The 17,711-nt window shown below is 67.3% G+C and carries 14 protein-coding genes; 6 read left to right on the top strand and 8 right to left on the bottom strand.

Going from position 1 to position 17,711, the window contains the following annotated elements; all coding sequences use genetic code 11:
- The 5 genes from QRN67_RS08190 to QRN67_RS08170 are packed head-to-tail and all read right to left on the bottom strand — an operon-like array spanning position 1 to position 5,209.
- Entirely contained in the window at positions 1–2,223 is a 2,223-nt protein-coding gene (locus QRN67_RS08190; protein ID WP_503010879.1) for a putative bifunctional diguanylate cyclase/phosphodiesterase, read from the bottom strand.
- Positions 2,220–2,966, bottom strand: a complete 747-nt coding sequence (locus QRN67_RS08185) for a GGDEF domain-containing protein (RefSeq protein ID WP_285411395.1) — start codon at positions 2,964–2,966, stop codon at positions 2,220–2,222. Before QRN67_RS08185 ends, QRN67_RS08190 begins: the two co-directional genes overlap by 4 nt.
- Complete coding sequence (locus QRN67_RS08180) at positions 2,967–3,356, bottom strand: DUF1987 domain-containing protein (protein ID WP_081267780.1); 390 nt, start codon at positions 3,354–3,356, stop codon at positions 2,967–2,969.
- Positions 3,357–3,390: 34 nt separating this feature from the next.
- Positions 3,391–3,963: a SiaB family protein kinase gene (locus QRN67_RS08175; protein ID WP_081267779.1), complete on the bottom strand. Its 573-nt coding sequence runs from the start codon at positions 3,961–3,963 to the stop codon at positions 3,391–3,393.
- A gap of 13 nt (positions 3,964–3,976) precedes the next feature.
- Positions 3,977–5,209, bottom strand: coding sequence for a SpoIIE family protein phosphatase (locus QRN67_RS08170; protein ID WP_285411394.1), 1,233 nt, complete (start codon positions 5,207–5,209; stop codon positions 3,977–3,979).
- Between the two features lie 221 nt (positions 5,210–5,430).
- Here QRN67_RS08170 and QRN67_RS08165 point away from each other — a divergent pair, with 221 nt between their 5' ends.
- The gene (locus QRN67_RS08165; protein WP_285411393.1) at positions 5,431–5,907 is read left to right on the top strand and encodes an Lcl C-terminal domain-containing protein; all 477 of its coding nucleotides are present in this window, start codon (positions 5,431–5,433) and stop codon (positions 5,905–5,907) included.
- Between the two features lie 82 nt (positions 5,908–5,989).
- Here the strand turns inward: QRN67_RS08165 and QRN67_RS08160 are convergent, their stop codons facing one another.
- Positions 5,990–7,153: a PDDEXK nuclease domain-containing protein gene (locus tag QRN67_RS08160; protein ID WP_285411392.1), complete on the bottom strand. Its 1,164-nt coding sequence runs from the start codon at positions 7,151–7,153 to the stop codon at positions 5,990–5,992.
- A 50-nt stretch (positions 7,154–7,203) separates the two neighbouring features.
- Positions 7,204–8,106 carry a LysR family transcriptional regulator gene (locus tag QRN67_RS08155; protein ID WP_285411391.1) on the bottom strand — a complete coding sequence of 301 codons (903 nt, stop codon included), beginning with the start codon at positions 8,104–8,106 and terminating at the stop codon, positions 7,204–7,206.
- A 147-nt stretch (positions 8,107–8,253) separates the two neighbouring features.
- On the opposite strand from QRN67_RS08155, the gene QRN67_RS08150 reads away from it, so the two are divergent.
- Together QRN67_RS08150 and QRN67_RS08145 are read left to right on the top strand one after the other, a co-directional pair.
- Positions 8,254–9,690, top strand: a complete 1,437-nt coding sequence (locus QRN67_RS08150) for an aldehyde dehydrogenase family protein (RefSeq protein WP_285411390.1) — start codon at positions 8,254–8,256, stop codon at positions 9,688–9,690.
- Between the two features lie 87 nt (positions 9,691–9,777).
- Positions 9,778–10,497: an MgtC/SapB family protein gene (locus tag QRN67_RS08145; RefSeq protein WP_285411389.1), complete on the top strand. Its 720-nt coding sequence runs from the start codon at positions 9,778–9,780 to the stop codon at positions 10,495–10,497.
- Positions 10,498–10,506: 9 nt separating this feature from the next.
- On the opposite strand, the gene QRN67_RS08140 is transcribed toward QRN67_RS08145, so the two are convergent.
- On the bottom strand, positions 10,507–14,877 hold the full coding sequence (locus tag QRN67_RS08140; RefSeq protein WP_285411388.1) for a DEAD/DEAH box helicase: 4,371 nt from the start codon (positions 14,875–14,877) through the stop codon (positions 10,507–10,509).
- 242 nt (positions 14,878–15,119) lie between these two features.
- On the opposite strand from QRN67_RS08140, the gene QRN67_RS08135 reads away from it, so the two are divergent.
- From QRN67_RS08135 to QRN67_RS08125, 3 genes are all read left to right on the top strand, one after another.
- The gene (locus QRN67_RS08135; RefSeq protein ID WP_285411387.1) at positions 15,120–15,584 is read left to right on the top strand and encodes a phage integrase family protein; all 465 of its coding nucleotides are present in this window, start codon (positions 15,120–15,122) and stop codon (positions 15,582–15,584) included.
- Between the two features lie 149 nt (positions 15,585–15,733).
- Positions 15,734–16,156: a tripartite tricarboxylate transporter TctB family protein gene (locus tag QRN67_RS08130; protein WP_345891203.1), complete on the top strand. Its 423-nt coding sequence runs from the start codon at positions 15,734–15,736 to the stop codon at positions 16,154–16,156.
- 10 nt (positions 16,157–16,166) lie between these two features.
- Positions 16,167–17,669, top strand: coding sequence for a tripartite tricarboxylate transporter permease (locus QRN67_RS08125; RefSeq protein WP_081267769.1), 1,503 nt, complete (start codon positions 16,167–16,169; stop codon positions 17,667–17,669).
- Positions 17,670–17,711 lie beyond the last annotated feature (42 nt).

The raw sequence follows: 17,711 nt of genomic DNA, 5'->3' as shown, positions 1-17,711 counted from the left end.
TCAGCAAGCTGCCGGGCAGGGGGTTTTCTCTGCCCGCTCCTGCAGCCAGCAGGACAAAGCCTCCTTGTCCATGGGCGCTGCGATGCAGTAGCCCTGGCCTTCGTTGCAGTCCATGGCCAGCAGCGCCTGCCAGGCCGCGGCGTCCTCGATGCCTTCGGCCAGCACGTGCAGGCCGAGCTTGCGGCCCAGTTGCACGACCATCTCCGCGATGCGCGCCCCCTGTGTCTCGCTGAGCTGGCGTACGAAAGTGCCGTCGATCTTGATGCGGTCCAGCGGCAGCCGCTCCAGGTAACTCAGCGACGAATAGCCGGTGCCGAAGTCGTCGATGGCGATGGAGATGCCTTGGGCGCGCAAGGCGGTGAGGGTGGATTCGAGCAGTTGCGTGGGCAGCGCAGCCACGGATTCGGTGATCTCCAGCTCCAGGTGATGGCCCTGGAGCCGGCTGTGCGCCAGCGCCGCGCACACGCTCTCGAAGAAGCCGGGGTCCTGCAACTGAACGGTCGAGACGTTGACGGCCATGCGCAGCGGCGCGCGCCCCGTGTCCAGCAGCTCGCGCATGGTCATGCAGGCCGTGGACAACACCCATTGCCCGAGCGCCACGATCAGCCCCGAGTGCTCGGCCACCGGAATGAACCGGTCCGGCGGCACCAGATTGCCGTCCTCGGCACGCCAGCGCAGCAGTGCCTCCAGGCCCACCAGCGCGCAGGTGCCCAGGTCGATCTGCGGCTGATAGACCAGGAACAGCTGCCGGTTGTCGATCGCGGCACGCAGGTTGGACAGCAACAAGGCGCGGGCGCGCGCCTCGGTGCCCATGTGGCCGGAGTACTGCAGGTGCTGGCCGCGGTGGTCACGTTTGGCCCGCTTCAGCGCGATGGTGGCGTCCTTGACCAGGTCGACGCCGGCCTGCGCATCTTCCGGAAGCAATACGTAGCCGCAGGTCAGCGAGACCTTGTGCGGCACGCCGTCGACCGCGAGCGGCTGGCGCACGCACTCCAGCAGTTGCGGCGGCGACACCTGGCCCACCGGGCCGAGCACGCCGAACGTGTCGGCGCCCAGGCGGGCCAGCATGATGCCGGCCGGCAATGCGTCGGCCAGGCGCCGGGCCACGGTCTCCAGCAGGCGGTCGCCGAATCGGTGGCCCATGACATCGTTGGTGGCGCTGAAATCGTCGATGTCGACCAGCGCCAGGATGTGGTCCCGCCTGCCTTGCCGTGCACAGGCGTCGACCTCCTCGACGAAGTGGGTGCGGTTGGGCAGGCGCACCAGCGGATCGTAGTAGGCATATTCATGCAGCCGCTCCAGCAGTCCCCGGCTGTGCAGCAGCGTGCTGAGGTTGACGCAGAAGACGTCCAGCAGTTGCCGGTCGATGGTGCCGCGCACCCCGGTCGTGTCGATGAAGACGGCCATGTCCTGCTCGTCCTTGCGTCCGATGTGCAGGGCCACCCCGCCTTCGTCGCCGTAGACATTGCAGCCGAGCGCCAGCGCGCGGCGCAGCAGGTGCAGGCCGGACAACTCGGGCAGCTGCGGCACCGCATCCAGCGGCAGATCGACGAGGCCTGAGAACCGGCCAGCCGCCGCCATCACGCGGTACGGACTGCCCTGCTGCATGCCGGGTGCACAGACCAGGCCGTCGCCGGCCGCGCCCAGCAACGCGGCGAGCTGCGTGATGATGCTGCGGGCAAACGCGCGCAGGTCTGTCTCCTCCAGCAAGGAGGCGCTGGAGCGCACGATGAGTTCGAGGCTGCGGCTGTTGGCCTCGATGGCGCACAGCTGCTTGTAGGAACGCACGGCCGTGACGACCATGGCCAGCAGGCGGTCCTGGGTGAGTTCGGCCTTGGTCCGGTAGTCGTTGATGTCGTAGCGCAGCAGCGTGTCCAGCGCCGGCACATGGCCGGGGCCGCCTGTGCGCAGCACGATGCGTGTGTTGCGCAGGCCTGCCGTGTGGCGGATGAAGTCGACCAGGTCCAGGCCGGCCTTCGTGCTTTCGGTCACCACGTCCAGGATCACAACGGCCAGGTCGTGCTCGCGCAGCACCAGCGCGCGTGCCTCCTCGCCGGAGTACGCATGCACGAACACCAATGGCCGCTCGAACAGCGTGAGGCCCTGCAGCGCGGCGCGCGCTGCGGCATGCACATCGGCGTCCTGGTCCACCACGAGCACGCGCCAGTCGGGCGTCCGGCGCCTCGCTTGGGTCGGCCGCCCCGGCTCAGCCGCGCGCCTCATGCGGGCTGCACATGCACGTGGCCGGATGCGAGCGCGACCTGGTTGCGGCCGCCGCGCTTGGCAACGTACAAGGCTTCGTCGGCCAGCCCGTAGGCGATGTCGAAGTTGCTGCCGCGCGGAAGCCAGCAAACGCCGAAGCTGGCCGTGACGCCGCTGCCGTCGGGCAAGTCGAAGGCGTACGCCTCGATGGCGCTTCGCAGCGTCTGCGCGACCTGCCCGCAGGTATCGCCGCGCTGCCCTGGCAGCACCACGGTGAACTCCTCGCCGCCGACACGGCCGATGTGCGCAGTCGCCGGCACCTGCGCCTGCAGACAGGTCACCACGGCCTGGATGACCCGGTCGCCCGCAGGATGGCCGAAGCTGTCGTTGATGCGCTTGAAGTGGTCGATGTCCAGCACGATCAGCGCGATGTCGCCGTCCACGAAATGGCTGTTCACGAGCTCGATGACGGCTGCCCGGTTGAGCACGCCGGTCAGGGGGTCGTGCGTGGCGCGGTATTCGAGTTCGGCGGCCAGATCCTGCAGGCGCAGGTTCAGCTGATTCATCTCGAGCTCGGCGCGATCGCTGCGCCGCACCAGCCGGCGCGTTTCGCGCAGGAGCCGCTCGTAGGCGGTAAGCAGTTCGCCCAACGCCCGGTGGCAGGGTGCGGGCTGCGTCGCGGCACAAGTGTCGTAGGCCGCGCGCGCGGCTTGCAGCGCCCGGCTCTCGGCATCGAACAGGTCCGGTGGTGCGGCGGTGTCCATTCAGCTCGACTTCACGGGATGGCTCGCGAAATCGATCGCGGGGAAGTCTTCGCTGAGCTCCTGGCCGAATTCGAGGATGGTGTCGTCGTCCTCGTCGTGGTACCAGTTCAGGGTGACGCGGTTGCCGGCCTCCACGGCGTCGTTGAGCGCCGCGATCAGGTTGAACAGCATCTTGGTGCTGGAGCTGTTGAAGTAGGCCAACGCGATATTGACCTCGATCTGGGTGCCGTTCTGCTGGGCCAGGTAGTCCTTGAGCCGCGAGATCACCTCGCCGTAGAAGGCGGCTGCGTTCTCGGGGTAGGACTCGCCCCGCAGGCTGAGTGTCCGAGTGTCGAACTTGAAGTCCACCTGGGGTGAACTGGGCGTCGGGGCGATGTAGAGGTTTTCCATCTGTAATCTCGATTCGTTGCCGGGCTTGGGCGTGTCAGATCGCCGCCTTCAGGTAGAACACCGGGGCGCCGCCGTCGCTGTCCGCGGCGTCGAAATCGAACTCCAGCGGTTCGCGGGCGTCGCGAGCGACCGTGAGAAGCCCCATGCCCGCGCCTTTGCTGCCTTCGGGCGTTTCCTCGCGCAGTGTCTGGCGGTAGGCCTGCTTGATCTCTTCCAGCGTCATGCTGCGCAGGGTTTCCAGTTTCGCGCGCAGCGCATCGGCGATCTCGGGCTCCACGGGATTGGCGCACAGCAGCAGGAAGCCGCCATCGCTTTCGCGGCGGATGCAGACCGAGCCGTGGCGCAGCTCGCCGCTGTGCGTGCTCGCGGCGGTGAGCGTGTCGGCAGAGTAGTGAATGATGTTCTGCGCCATTTCCACGAACGACGAGAACAGCCTCCGCCGGGTTGGGCCGGCGACGCCGGCCACCTCGAGCTGCAGCTTCACGGCGTCGGACATGGCGGCCACGATGTGCTGGGAGAAGTAGCCGACGTAATAGAAGATGACCTGGTGTTGGCGCGCCACGTTGAAGAAGGAGCCGTACTTGTCGGCGATCTGAGGGAAGGGCATGGGTGATTCCGTGTCAGGTGCGGAAGCAGAAAAATGTCAGGTCGTCGCGGCGATGGTGCTCGCCCTGCCAGGCCTGCAGGGCGTCCAGCACGGCCTGGTTGACTTGCGCGGCCGTGCGCCCGCGTTGCTCGAGCAGCAGTTCGCGCACACGCCGTTTGCCCAGCGCGATGGCGCGGGGACCACCGACCTGGTCTATCAGCCCGTCGGTGCTGACGAAGACGAGGCTGCCCGGGGGCAACAGCAGTTCCTGGTTGACCCAGCTGAAGTCGAACTCGGTGTCCATGTAGCCCACGCCCTTGCGCTGCCCCTCGACCAGCTCCAGGGCATCGGCGTCGGGGCGCAGCAGGAACAGGGACAGCCGTGCGCCGGCAAACACCAGGCGGCCATTTGCGGGCTCGAACCAGAAGCATGCGGCGTCCATGCCGTCGTCCGAGCCGGGCGTCGCGTCCTGCCCGTCCATCTGGCCCAGCATATGTTTGATACTGCGATTCACGTTGCCCAGCAGCCGGGCGGGGTCGCGCGGGCCGTGCTGCTCGATGGCGCGGTTCAGGTTGGTGGAGGCGATCAGCGTCATGAAGGCGCCGGGAACGCCGTGCCCCGTGCAGTCGGCCACGGTGGCGAACCAGCCGTCCGGCGCGGTGCTGAACTGGTAGAAATCGCCGCCGACCACGTCGCGCGGCTCCCACACCAGGTGCGCCTGCGGGCACGCGCGTGCCAAGGCATCGAGCGAGCTGCGCAAGGTGGAGCGCTGGATCACGCTGGCGTATTCGATGCTGTGCATGATCTGGCGGTTGCGCGACACCTGCAGGTCCGCCACCAGGCGCATGAGCTGCAGGCCATTGCCCACACCGGCGAATTCGCCTTCGCGCGTGATGATGAAGCCGTCGGACAGGGCCTTCTCGCCGTGCGCCACGGTCTTGAGGGTCAGCGCTTCCAGGTCCAGCGCCGCATCGACGATCAGCGGGTCCTTGTCCATGAAGGCGATGCAGCTCTTGCGGCCGTACAGTTCCACGCGAAACGGCTTGCTCATCTGCGAGAGAAAGATGTTCCGGTTGATCAGGCCGATCGGCTGGTTTCCCTCCACCACCGGCAGGCTGACGAGGTCGCGGTGCCGGTTGAAGACTTCCAGCACTTTCTCGTTCGTTTCCTCGGTCGTCATGCACGGCACTTCCGTGCAGAGATCCGCCGCACTGGGCTGGCGAAAACGCGGCCGGAAATCGCTCAAGTACTCGGAGGTTTCGGGCATGGAAACGTCGCCTGCTGATATATGTGTACTTATGTTATGTTTTTAACGTTTCGTATCCATGACAAACGAATGACGGCTACCGCCGATGGAGGATTTGAGTGCGCAATGCGAAGCCTTGGTCGCCGAGGGGGGCCGTGGTTGCCTTGATGGCGCTGTCTCTGCTGGTCGGCTGCAACGAGCAGCCTGCTTCATCTTCACCCGGTCCGACGACAGCGGCCGTCGTGACCGATCCCACCACCGGGTTGCGATGGCTGCGATGCGCCTTGGGCCAGACCTTGAAGGAAGAACGCTGCGTGGGCAACGCCGAGGCACTGGGCCTGATGGATGCCCAGGCGCGCGTTCACGCGCTCAATGCCCAGGGCCACGAAGGCATCGAGCAGTGGCGGCTGCCGACCATCACGGAACTGGCAGCCCTGCGGCAATGCGACCATGGACTGGTGGAAGAGAGCTTCACGCTTGCACTGGGCGCCGAGCAGGCCCCCGTGACCTTGCCCCGATGGTGCGCAGGCGAGACCCGCATCCCCACGATCGACACGGCGCGCTTTCCCGACACGCCAGCCGTCAAGTTCTGGTCGGGCTCCGGCAGCGAAGCCGAGCAGCACTTCTACGCCGTGAACTTCGGCAATGCGTGGATCGGCCTCAACGAGGACGCCGAATCCACCCACGCCGTGCGGCCGGTGGCCGACCAGGCGCGCTGATCGGCCTCCGCGGCCGCTCAGGTGCCGGAAAGGCTCGGGGCGTACACCCGCCTGCTGCGCCCGCGTGCCTGCGTCGGCCGAACTATCTGGACCTCCGATCCCGCGAAACCAGCCCGGGATAGCTGGCCCGCACCACCTCCTGCAGCTGGCGCGGGGACGGCAGCTTGCCCTTCATCTCCGCCGGCAGCCGGCCCTGGAGGTGGTACTCGGCCACGCCGATCGGGTTCGACTTGCTCTTGAGCGCGAACTCCACCTCGAGGTTGTCCTTTTCGGCGCACAGGATGATCCCGATGGACGGTGCATCGTCCGGCGCACGCTCCTTCTCGTTGAGGAGGTTGAGATAGAAGTCCATCTTGCCGGCGAATTCCGGCTCGAAGGCACCGATCTTCAGTTCGATGGCCACCAGCGCCTTGAGAAAGCGATGGTAGAAGAGCAGGTCGATGAAGTACTCCTTGCGCCCGAGCGTGAGGCGGTACTGGCGCCCGACGAAGCAGAAGCCGTAGCCCAGCTCGAGGATGAAGTCGCGCAGCCTGTCGATCAGGTGATCTTCCAGCTCGCGCTCCCTGATCTCTCGCCGGATGCCGAGAAATTCCAGGTTGTAGCTGCTCTTGAGGGCTTCCTCGGCCTGCTCGGCGAGGTGCTCTGGCAGCGCCAGTGCGAAGTTGTGCGCCTTGCCCTCGGCCAGCGACCGTTCGTAGGCCTGCGCCTTGATCTGGTTGAGCAGCACGTTGCGGCTCCAGCCGAAGCGCGCGGTGGCCTTGAGGTAGAAAAGCCGCTGGCCGGCGTCGTCGAGCTTGGACAGCAGGTTGACATGATGGCCCCAGGGCACGGCCTCCACCATGTCTCGCACAGCCTGTGCGAGTTGTCGATCGCCGGTCACCGCAAGCGCCTTGGACGCCCGCGGGCGCTTGGCATCGCGCTCGTTTTCTCGCACAAGCTGTGCGAGAAATTCCGGCGCGGTGTAGAGCGCGTGGAACTGCCGCATGCGCCAGAGGCTCGCCGCCGAAAAACCGGCCGTCCCGGGAAAGAAGGTCTTGAGATCACGCGCCAGCCGGTCGACCACCGCGTCGCCCCATCCGCGGCGCGCCTGCTGCTCATGAATGGCCTGCCCGATGTCCCAGTACAGCGCCACCAGTTCGCGGTTGACGGCCCGCGCGGCCGACAGCCGTGCGCCATCGATGCGCTGTTTCAGGTCCTCGACGAAGCGGGCGTAGTCGAACGGGGTGGGGGCAGTGGTGGTGGGCACCAGGGGAATATAGTGCCTTGCGTCCGGCGGCTTGCTGGCAGTGGCGACCTTCAGTTCGCGGCCAGGCGCAGCTCATGGATCAGGTCGATGAGCGCCCGCAGCCGCGCGGGCACGAAGCGACGGCCTGGGTAGTAGAGCCTCAGGCCACCGAACGGCGGGCACCACGGAACCAGCAGAGGCTTCAGCGCGCCGGACGCGATTTCTTCCTCGATGAACCATTCGGAGATGAAGCCGATGCCCAGGCCGAGCAGCACCGCCTGCTTGATGGCTGGCATCTCGTTGAGCGCCAGGCGCACGGGCGGGTCCATCTGCAGCTTCTGGCCGTTTCGCTCCAGCTCCCAGTGATAGATGCCGCCGTGCGACATGCGCATGCCGATGCTCTGGTGCTTGAGCAGGTCGCGCGGATGCCTGGGTGTTCCGTGGCGCGCCAGGTACGCCGGCGTTGCCACCACGAGCATGCGTATGTCGCGCGAGAGCGCGACCGCGATCATGTCCTGCGGCACGGACTCGGCCAGGCGGATGCCCGCATCGAAGCCACCGGCCACGATGTCGACCATGCGCGACTCGCTCAAGATGTCGATCCGCACCTGCGGATAGCGTTGCGCGTACGTGCTGAAGAAAGGCTCCAGCAGCAGAAAAGCCGCCCCTTGCGGCGCATTGATCCGCAGCGTGCCGCTGGGCACGCTTGAGCCGGTGCCGGCCTCTTCACCCGCGCTGCGGATCTCGGCAAGCGCCGGCGCGATGCGCTCCACATAGCGCTGGCCGGCATCGGTAAGTGCCACGCTGCGCGTAGAACGGTTGAACAGGCGCACCTTCAGCCGCGCTTCCAGCCCAGCCACGGCGCTGCTCACTGCGGTGGTCGACATGCCGAGTTCCAGCGCCGCGGCGCGAAAGCTGTTGCGGCGTGCCACCGCCAGCACCACTTCGAGCTCGGTCATTCCTGTGCGATGCATGAATTGTCCTGATTATCCGGATATGCCATCCACGAAAAGGCGGCTTATCAGAACAATAAACCATTCCTAGACTCCATGTCACCGCGGATTCGGGCCCCCGTTCCTTCCATGGCGCCGAAGGCCGCGAGTCACTTCCAAGGAGTCACCATGCACCGCATTGAACGCATCTACATCGACGGCGAATTCGTCGCACCGCACGGCCAGGAATGGTTCGATCTTCACAATCCGAGCACCGAGGAAGTCATCGGCCAGGTGCTGCTTGGCGATGCGCACGATGCAAGGCGCGCAATCGCGGCTGCCAAGGCCGCGTTCCCCGCCTGGTCGCGCACTACGCGCGAGGAACGCGTGGCGGCGCTCAAGCGCATGCACCGGGCCGTCGTCGCACGCGAAGACCGATTGATGGAAACCATCCTGGAGGAATACGGCGCGCCTTCGGTGCGTGGGCGCTGGATGGCGACCTATCCGGCCGCCGTCATCGAGCAGGCCGTCGAAGTGCTGGAATCCTTCGCGTTCGAGGAGCAGGCGGGAACCGCGCGGGTGATCCAGACGCCCGTGGGCGTCGCTGGCCTGATCACCCCCTGGAACAGCAATGCGGGCTTCATCTGCAACAAGCTCGCCACGGCGCTTGCGGCAGGCTGCACCGTCGTCATCAAACCCAGCGAGATGAGCGCGCTGCAAACGCAGGTCATTGCCGAGGCGCTGCATGACGCCGGCCTGCCTCCCGGCGTGTTCAACATCGTCAATGGCCGGGGCGATGTCGTCGGCGAGGAAATCGCACGCCATCCCGACATTGCCAAGATATCGTTCACAGGATCGTCCGCCGTCGGCGAGCATTTGGTGACCGCCGGTGCGGCCACGATGAAGCGCGTGACGCTGGAGTTGGGCGGCAAGTCGCCCACGGTGGTGCTGGAGGACGCCGACTTCGCGAGCGTCATGCCTCTCGTGCTCCAGGCAGGCTTCGCCAACAGCGGACAAGCCTGCATCGCGGGGACGCGCATTCTCGTGCCGCGGGCGCGGCTGGCCGAGTTCGAGCAGATCGCAAGGGAAGCGGTGTCGCACATCAAGTCGGGCGACCCGAGCAAAGCCGACACCGACATCGGCCCCATGGTGAGCGCAAAGCAATGGGAGCGCGTGCAGAGCTACATCCGCCTTGGCCAAGCCGAAGGCGCGAAGCTGCTCGTCGGCGGTGAAGGGCGGCCCGAGGGACTGCACAGAGGCTGGTTCGTGAAGCCGACAATCTTTACCGGCGCAACCAACCAGATGCGCATTGCGCGCGAGGAAATCTTCGGCCCCGTGCTGACCGTGATCCCCTATGAAGACGAGGCCGACGCCATTGCCATCGCCAACGACACGCGCTACGGACTGAGCGCCCTCGTGCTCGGCAAGGACTCCGCGCGCTGCGAACGGGTGGCGCGGCAGATCGATGCGGGCCGGGTCCTCGTCAACACGCTGTCCCATGAGCCGCGCGCGCCGTTCGGCGGCTTCAAGCACTCGGGGCTCGGGCGCGAGATGGGGCGATGGGGAGTGAACGCCTATCTGGAGCCCAAGACGCTGCTGATGGAAGCGGGGGTGCCCCGGCGTTGACGGACCGCAGCTTTCGCGGCGCACTCTGACGGCCGATGAAGCGCCATTCCGATGCACCAGGTGCATGGACGCCCGCATGGTTGCGTTATGCAGACCTCTGTCCTTATCCCCCATGGTGAAACGCTGCTGCGTCTTCTCGTCGCTGCTGCCCTAGGCAGCCTCGTCGGGCTGGAGCGCGAACGATTGCTTTGGGCCGCGGGCATCCGTACGCACATGCTCGTGAGTGTCGGCGCCTGTCTGTTCATGCTGGTATCGGCATACGGCTTTGCGGACAGCCTGCGCGGCGAGCATGTGGTGCTCGACCCGTCGCGCGCTGCCGCCCAGGTGGTGTCGGGCATCGGCTTCCTGGGCGCGGGCGCGATCCTGGCGCGTGGAGAGATCGTGCGTGGGCTCACTACGGCAGCCAGCATCTGGACGGTGGCAGCGATCGGACTCGCGGTGGGCGGCGGGCTCTACTTTCCGGCCGCTGCCTCGACGGTGATCATCCTCGTGATCCTGGCGGGAATCAAACCGCTAGAAGAGGCCTATCGTGCCCGCAGCCAGAGCTGCCGCCTGGGCGTGGTCGCGGACCACGGCGCGGTGAGCCCCGAGACGCTGGAACGCGGCCTGGGCATCCAGCCTGCGCGGCTGCGGCGCTTCCTGGTGGCGGTGCAGCCGGGCGGTCAGCTGGACGACATCACGGTTCAGCTGGTGCGCGTGTCATCGGCCGACATCGACCGCTTCGTGCAGCGCCTGCAGCAGCAGCCTGGCGTGCGCTCCGTCGAGGTCATGACCCGTGGCGGCGGCCATGGCACCGAGGTCAACTGAGCCTGCGGATCATCCAGGCTGCAGTGCGGCCAACTCCGAGAACCGCAGCGGCGCGTCCAGCGACAACGCGCGCAGGGCGGACTGCTTCTGCGCGGCATCGAGCGCCACCAGCATCGTGACTTCCCCGGCCACGCTGGTGGCGACCGGCACGCCGTCGAGGTACACCACGCGCGATCCCGCCACGCGGGGCACCTTCGGCCCGGGCACCAGCGTGCCCAGCAGGTTGGCCGGGTCGCTGGCCGCCAGTGCGACCAGCTCGCCAGTGTCCGGCTGGCGGCGCACCTGCCGCATCGACGCGATGGCTTCAGGCAACGCGAACTGCTCGCCCGATACACCGGCGATGAAGCGCCCGCCGCGGATCTCGCCGCGCGCTTCCAGCCGCCGGCACACGCGCACCAGATCGCGCCACGGCGCAAGCCATGCAGCCTCGCGCTCCAGCAGGCGCCAGCAGATCACGCCATAGCGGCGCAGCAGCACGCGCACGACCTGCTCGATGGCCTCCGCGGAACCGGTCGGCAAGGCTTCAGCGGCCGGCGGGCGCACCAGCGTCCATCGGCCCGCATCCTCGATGCCGAAGAGCGGCGCGCGACGGCGCCGCCGTGTGTCGGCCGAGGCACGCTTCGACGCCGGAACCAGCAAGGCGCGCAGGCCGGCGTAGCTGTCGCAGCGCACACGGCCCTTGGCGACCAGTTCGGCCAGCGCCTCCTCGATCTCGACGGGCAGCAGCCGGGTACCGGCCGCGATCTCGTCGAAGAAGCAGGCACCGTGCTGCGCAAGGTGCGCCGCCACACGCGCGGCCCGCGAGCCCAGGTGTTCGTCATCGGCCGGCGCGGGTGCCAGCGTGGTCCACAACGCGGCGCTGCGACGCGGCAGCAGCACGACCGGCGTGGCGCGCAGCGACAGACTGCCCGCGCCCTTGCGGCTCTCCGTGGCGTTGGGCCGCAGCCGTGTCCACAACACCCGGCCGGCGGTGCACAGGTCGTCGAGCCATGCGCCGGCGTAATCGGCCACGCGCGCGGGAAGCAGTTCGGCCTCCCACAGCGGCGCAGGCGCCTCGTAGCCTTCGAGCTGCGACAGGATGCCCGAGAGCGCCTCCGGACCGCGCACCCGCGCGGACGCGCCGATGTGCTGCCACTCGAAGAGAAAGCGCACGAAGTCGCGCGGCTCCACCGGTTCGATTTCGCGGCGCAGGCGCTTGAGCGTGTAGCGGTGGATGCGCGCCAGAAGATGCCGCTCGCACCACTCGAGGGCCGTCGTGCCCGGTGTGAAGCGGCCCTGCAACACGCTGCCCTCGGCTTGCAGCGCAAGCAGCGCGCCTTCGATATCGGCAGGCTGCAGGAACAACGGTCGGGCCAACTGTTCTACCGTCACCGGCCCAAGGCCGCCGAGGCGCGAACGCAGCAGCTCGCGCAAGGCGGCATCGCGGTCCGGCGGTTGTTCGCCATCGGCGGGCGGGGTGATGGCGGGTTGCAGCGGTGCATCCGGCGCCACGGCCTGCAGCAGCCGCAGCCGTTCGGCCGTCACCCACAGCCCGCGCGCGGCACGCCCCTTGCCTTCGCACAGCAGGCGCGTGGCGCGGCCTGCCTTGGCGAGCGTCGCGAGCCAGGGCTTCCAGTCCGCCTGCCGGGCCACTTCGTCGTCGCCCACCGCGCCGAGCATGCCCAGCGCCTCATGCATCTCGTCGGCGTTGCGCGGTTGCGGCCATGCTTCCTCGCGCACGCTGGCGATGGCATCGGCGTCGAGCTGGCCGACATCGTCGGCGCTTTCGGGGTCGCTGTAGCGGCGGTTCTGCACGGCTTGCGTACGGCGCTCCTCCAGCGGGGCGTCGTCGAGGAAGGCATAGGGACGCGCGTTCAACGCTTCCATCGCAAGCGGCGAGGGTGCCGGCAGGTCGCGCGCAATCACCTTCACCTCGCCCGACTCCATCCGGCGCAGCAACGCAAGCCAGCCGTCGGCATCCATCGCGTCGTGCAGGCAGTCGTCGAGGGTCTGCGCGACCAGCGGATGCGCGGGCACTTCGCGCTCGCCGACGATGTTCTCCGCGCATGCGACCTGGTCCGGGAACACGGCCGCCAGGAGGTCTTCGGAGCGCATGCGCTGCAGCTGCGGCGCCACCTTGCGCCCGCCGCTGAAGCGCGGCAGTGCCAGCGCCGTGGTCGCGTTCCAGCGCCAGCGCACGTTGAACAGCGGCGCGTCGAGCAATGCCTGTACCAGCACGTGCAGCGCCGAGGCCGAATGCAGATAGCGCGCGACCTCGTCGAGCGGAAAGCTGTGGCTGGCGGACAGCGACAGCACGATGGCGTCTTCCGTGGCCGCGGCCTGCAGCTCGAAGTTGAAGGTGCGGCAAAAGCGCTTGCGCAACGCCAGACCCCACGCACGGTTGAGCCGGCTGCCGAAAGGCGAATGAATCACCAGCTGCATGCCGCCCGAGGCGTCGAAGAAACGTTCCATGACCAGCGTGCGTTGCGTCGGCAGCGCGCCGAGCACCGCGTGTGCATGCGCCAGGTGTTCGACGATCTGGCGCGCCGCTTCTGCGTCGAGGCCGAGGGTCTGCGTCAGCAGTCGCATGGCGCTGTCGCGGCCGCCGGCTTCCAGGGCCCGCGCCACCTCCTCGCGCAGGCGCGACACACCGGACGACAGCTCGTCGCTGCGCCCCGGTGCCTCGCCGAGCCAGAACGGAATGTTCGGCGCAACCCCGTGCGCGTCTTCCACCCGCACGCGCCCCGGCTCGATCTTCAGGATGCGGTAGCTGGTGTTGCCGAGCTGGAACACGTCGCCCGCCAGGCTCTCGATCGCGAAGTCCTCGTTGACCGTGCCGATCTTGTCGGCCTGCGGCTCCAGTACCACCGTGTAGTCGCCGGTCTCCGGAATAGTGCCGCCGGAAGTCAGCGCGGTCATGCGCGAACCCTTGCGTTCGCGAAGCAGGTGGTTCACCGCGTCACGGTGCACATGGCCGGCACGCTGGCCCTGGCGCGTGGTGAAGCCTTCGCTCACCATGCGCACCACCTGCATGTAGCTCTCGCGCGTGAGCCGCGCGTAAGGCCAGGCGCGGCGCACCAGCGCGAAGAGTGCGTCCTCGTCCCACTCGCGGCAAGCGGTCTCGGCGACGATCTGCTGGGCCAGCACGTCCAGCGGCGCAGGCAGTATGCGCAAGGCGTCGAGCTCGCCACGGCGTATGCAGTCGAGCAGGGCGGCGCATTCGACCAGTTCGTCGCGCGACTGCGGGAAGAGCCGCGCCTTCGGCACCCCGCCCACCGCATGGCCCGAGCGCCCCGCGCGCTGCAGGAAGGTGGCAATGGCACGCGGCGAGCCGATCTGGCAGACCAGGTCGACGTCGCCGATGTCCAGGCCCAGCTCCAGCGAGGCCGTGGCCACCAGCACCTTCAGCGCGCAGCGCTTGAGGCGCTGCTCGGCGTCGAGCCGCGTTTCCTTCGACAGGCTGCCGTGGTGCGCGGCCACCGCTTCCTTGCCGAGAATGTCGCCCAGGTGCCGCGCCGCCCGCTCGGCCATGCGGCGCGTGTTGACGAACACCAGCGTGGTCTTGTGCAGCCACACCAGCTCGGCCACGCGGGCGTACACCTGCGTCCACTGGTCGCCGGACATGACGGCTTCCAGCGGCGTCGGCGGCAGTTCGAGCGCCAGATCGCGCTGCCTGGCATAGCCGATGTCGACGACCGCGCAGTCGGCCGTGCCGTCAGCGCGCAGTGCGCCCGCGCCCACCAGGAAGCGCGCCACCTCGTCGATGGGCTTTTGCGTGGCCGACAGGCCGATGCGCACCGGTCGCGCGCCCGAATGTGCCGCGCACAGCGCCTGCAATCGCTCCAGCGACAGCGCCAGGTGACTGCCACGCTTGCTCGCGGCGACGGCATGGATCTCGTCGACGATCACGCTGCGCACCGTTGCGAGCATCCGCCGTCCGGACGCCGAACCCAGCAGCACGTAGAGCGATTCCGGCGTGGTCACCAGCACGTGTGGCGGCCGGCGCAGGCTCTGCTGGCGCTCGCGCTGCGGCGTGTCGCCGGTACGCACGGCGGTGCGGATGTCGACATCGGCAAGCCCGAGTGCCGCCAGTTCGGCGCGGATGCCCGCGAGCGGCGCTTCCAGGTTCAGGCGGATGTCGTTCGACAGCGCCTTCAGCGGCGACACGTAGACGACCGCCGTCTCGTCGGGCAGGCCGCCGGGTTCGAGGCCCCGGCGCACGAGATCGTCCAGGGCGGCGAGAAAAGCGGTCAGCGTCTTGCCGGAGCCGGTGGGTGCGGCCACCAGCGTGTCACGCCCGGCGCTGATCGCCGGCCAGGCCTCGGCCTGGGCGGGCGTGGGCCCGGGAAAGGCTCTCAGGAACCAACGGGCAACGGCGGGATGGAATGAATGCAGGGGCACGGGAAGAAAGGCTACGGCAGGCGCCCAGCGAGCGCAAATGCGGCAGGTCCTGGCTCAAGAGATCGGGGCATGGCGCCCGATCTCAACCCGGCTCAGAGCGGCCGGCGGCGCGCCAGTCAACCGCCGCCCGCCCAGCGCACGCTGGTAAACCCTGCGTGTTCGACATGCATGTGTCCAAATATTGATCACGCTATTTGTCTGAATCAACGACACACGCCCAGCGTCTCGCAAGAAATGTCCTTGTGAATCAACGTTTCGGCGTCTGGCACGGGCCATGCAAAGAAGCATGCGATCCCCTGGTCGCGCAGGTCACCAACCATCACACCCGCGCCTCGGGGCTGTCACACATCGCGCAGGGACATCGCATGGACACGCTTCAATCGCTCGACAACGTACCTCAGGCACACGACAGCGTGGCCGCGTGGTTCGACCCGCTGTTGTCCGAACGGCTTGAGCAGGCCGGCTTCGGCACGCTCAGGCAATTGGTGCAACGGATCAACGACACCGGAACGACCTGGTGGTATCCGGTGCGAGGCATCGGTGTCACGCGTGCCGAGCGTCTGGTGCAGTGGCTGCATGAACAGCAGGAAAGCACGGGCATGCAGGTGGACCTGGGCAACCTGCAGGCACACAGGCACAGGCACAGGCCCGTCCGCCACGCACCGGCACGGCCGGCCGCAAGCCCGCCCTGGTTTTCTGCTCCCTGAGAGATACGTAGTTCCCCTTACCGCGGCGTCAGACAACGCTCAGGTACGCCCGAGAGCATCCGTTCGTCCGGGTTCCACCCGGATGGAGACGGGGCCGGGGCGGAGTTGTCCGCGCCGGTGACTTTGGACAACCCAGTAAATCGGGAACTATGAAAAACAGGAACCTTGTCAGGGGACTCTTCCTCATGGCAATTGCGCTGGCCTTCGGCCTCACGGCGCTTCGCTACCCCATTGGAGACTTGAGTCGCGCAGGACCGGGATTGTTCCCGGCCATGGTCAGCGCGATGCTGCTGGTGATCGGCGTGTCGACCGTGATCCGGTCGTTCTTCGTCGCGCCGGTGAAGCTCGACTTCAACTTCAAGAACATTTCGCTCATCCTCGGAAGCCTCTGCGGGTTCGCGCTGATCTCCACCTTCCTGAACATGATCGCGGGCATCGTCTTCATGGTGTTCTGCTCGGCGTTCGCCGGCAGCTCGTACTCGTGGGTGCGCAACGTCAAGGTCTCGGCCGGCCTGATCGTGATGGCGCTGGCGCTGCAGAAGCTCCTCGGCCTGAACCTGCCACTCTTCTGAGGCGACGATCATGGAAGTCCTGAACAATCTCGCATTCGGCTTTTCGCATGCCCTGACGTGGCAGAACCTGATGTTCTGCGCCATCGGCTGCACCGTGGGTACGCTGGTGGGCCTGCTGCCCGGCCTCGGGCCGCTGGCGACCATCAGCCTGCTGCTGCCGCTGACGTACTCCATTCCCACGACTGGCGCGCTCATCATGCTGGCCGGCATCTACTACGGCGCGCAGTACGGCGACAGCGTGAGTGCCATCACGATGAAGATCCCGCACGCCAGCAGCATCGTGGCCTGTATCGACGGGTACGCGATGACGCTCAAGGGGCAGACGGGGCTGGCGCTTTTCACCGCGGGCTTCTCCAGTTTCATCGGCGGCACGGTCGCCATCCTGGTGCTGACCTTCCTGGCTCCGGTGCTCGGCGAGGTCGCCTTCCTGTTCGGCCCCGCCGACTACGTCGCGATGATGCTGGTGGGTTTCGTGTGCGTGAGCTTCGTCACCACGGGCAGCCTGCTCAACGGCCTGGCCATGTGCATGATCGGCGTGCTGCTGGGAACGATCGGCACCGACGTCAACAGCGGCGCACAGCGCTTCACCATGGACCTGCCATTCCTGGTGGACGGCGTCGGCATCGTGAGCATTGCGCTGGGCTGCTTCGGCATCGCCGAGATCACGAAGAACCTCGATTCGCGCGAAGAGCGCTCGCCTTTCAACGGCAAGATCAATCTCATCCCGACCCGGGCCGAGTTCATGCGGATCATCCCCAGCGCGCTGCGCGGCAGCGTGATCGGCTCCTTCCTGGGCATCCTGCCCGGCGGCGGCCCCACCATCGCGCAGTTCGCGGCCTACGCGATCGACAAGAAGGTCAGCAAGTACAAGCACGAGATCGGCTCAGGCTGCATCGAAGGCGTGGCCGGGCAGGCCGCTGCCGACGAAGCCGCCGCACGCACGAGCTTCATTCCGCTGATGAGCATCGGCATTCCGGAGAACGCCGTGATGGCGCTGATGCTGGCCGCCTTCATCATCAAGGGCATCCAGCCGGGGCCGAACATGATCGGCAGCCATCCCGACCTGTTCTGGGGCCTGGTCGCCAGCATGTGGATCGGCAATGTCTTCCTGCTCGTGCTGAACGTGCCGCTGGTGCGGTACTGGCTGTCGGTGTTCAAGATCCCGTACGCCGTGCTGTTTCCGTCGATCCTGTTCTTCTGCTGCATCGGCACCTACAGCGTGAACAACAACCTGGAAGACGTCTTCATCACGGCCGCCTTCGGCTTCATGGGCTACATGTTCATGCGCCTGGAACTCGATGCGGCGCCGCTGATGCTCGGCTTCATCCTCGGCCCGATGCTGGAGGAGAACTTCCGCCGCGCGATGCTGCTGAGCCGCGGCAGCTTCGGCGCCTTCGTGACCCGTCCCATCAGCGGCACGCTGCTGAGCCTGATCGCGGTCTTCGTGGCCTGGCAGGTTGTCTCGTTCGTCTTCCAGGCGCGCAAGAGAGGAGTCGCCATCGAGGCGAAGTGAACTGATGTGGCGCCGCATCGGCCTTCGCGGGCCGGTGCGGCG

The sequence above is a fragment of the Variovorax sp. efr-133-TYG-130 genome (assembly GCF_030208835.1).
In the GTDB taxonomy this organism is placed as follows: domain Bacteria; phylum Pseudomonadota; class Gammaproteobacteria; order Burkholderiales; family Burkholderiaceae_C; genus Variovorax.
The sequence above is the reverse complement of the archived record's forward strand: the minus strand, read 5'-3'. Positions and strand labels throughout refer to the sequence as shown.

Excerpts from the sequence above, each read along its gene's own strand:
- QRN67_RS08190 (WP_503010879.1), bottom strand. The coding sequence starts at position 2,223 with ATGAGGCGCGCGGCTGAGCCGGGGCGGCCGACCCAAGCGAGGCGCCGG.
- QRN67_RS08185 (WP_285411395.1), bottom strand. The coding sequence starts at position 2,966 with ATGGACACCGCCGCACCACCGGACCTGTTCGATGCCGAGAGCCGGGCG.
- QRN67_RS08180 (WP_081267780.1), bottom strand. The coding sequence starts at position 3,356 with ATGGAAAACCTCTACATCGCCCCGACGCCCAGTTCACCCCAGGTGGAC.
- QRN67_RS08175 (WP_081267779.1), bottom strand. The coding sequence starts at position 3,963 with ATGCCCTTCCCTCAGATCGCCGACAAGTACGGCTCCTTCTTCAACGTG.
- QRN67_RS08170 (WP_285411394.1), bottom strand. The coding sequence starts at position 5,209 with ATGCCCGAAACCTCCGAGTACTTGAGCGATTTCCGGCCGCGTTTTCGC.
- QRN67_RS08155 (WP_285411391.1), bottom strand. The coding sequence starts at position 8,106 with ATGCATCGCACAGGAATGACCGAGCTCGAAGTGGTGCTGGCGGTGGCA.
- QRN67_RS08150 (WP_285411390.1), top strand. The coding sequence starts at position 8,254 with ATGCACCGCATTGAACGCATCTACATCGACGGCGAATTCGTCGCACCG.
- QRN67_RS08145 (WP_285411389.1), top strand. The coding sequence starts at position 9,778 with ATGCAGACCTCTGTCCTTATCCCCCATGGTGAAACGCTGCTGCGTCTT.
- QRN67_RS08130 (WP_345891203.1), top strand. The coding sequence starts at position 15,734 with ATGAAAAACAGGAACCTTGTCAGGGGACTCTTCCTCATGGCAATTGCG.
- QRN67_RS08125 (WP_081267769.1), top strand. The coding sequence starts at position 16,167 with ATGGAAGTCCTGAACAATCTCGCATTCGGCTTTTCGCATGCCCTGACG.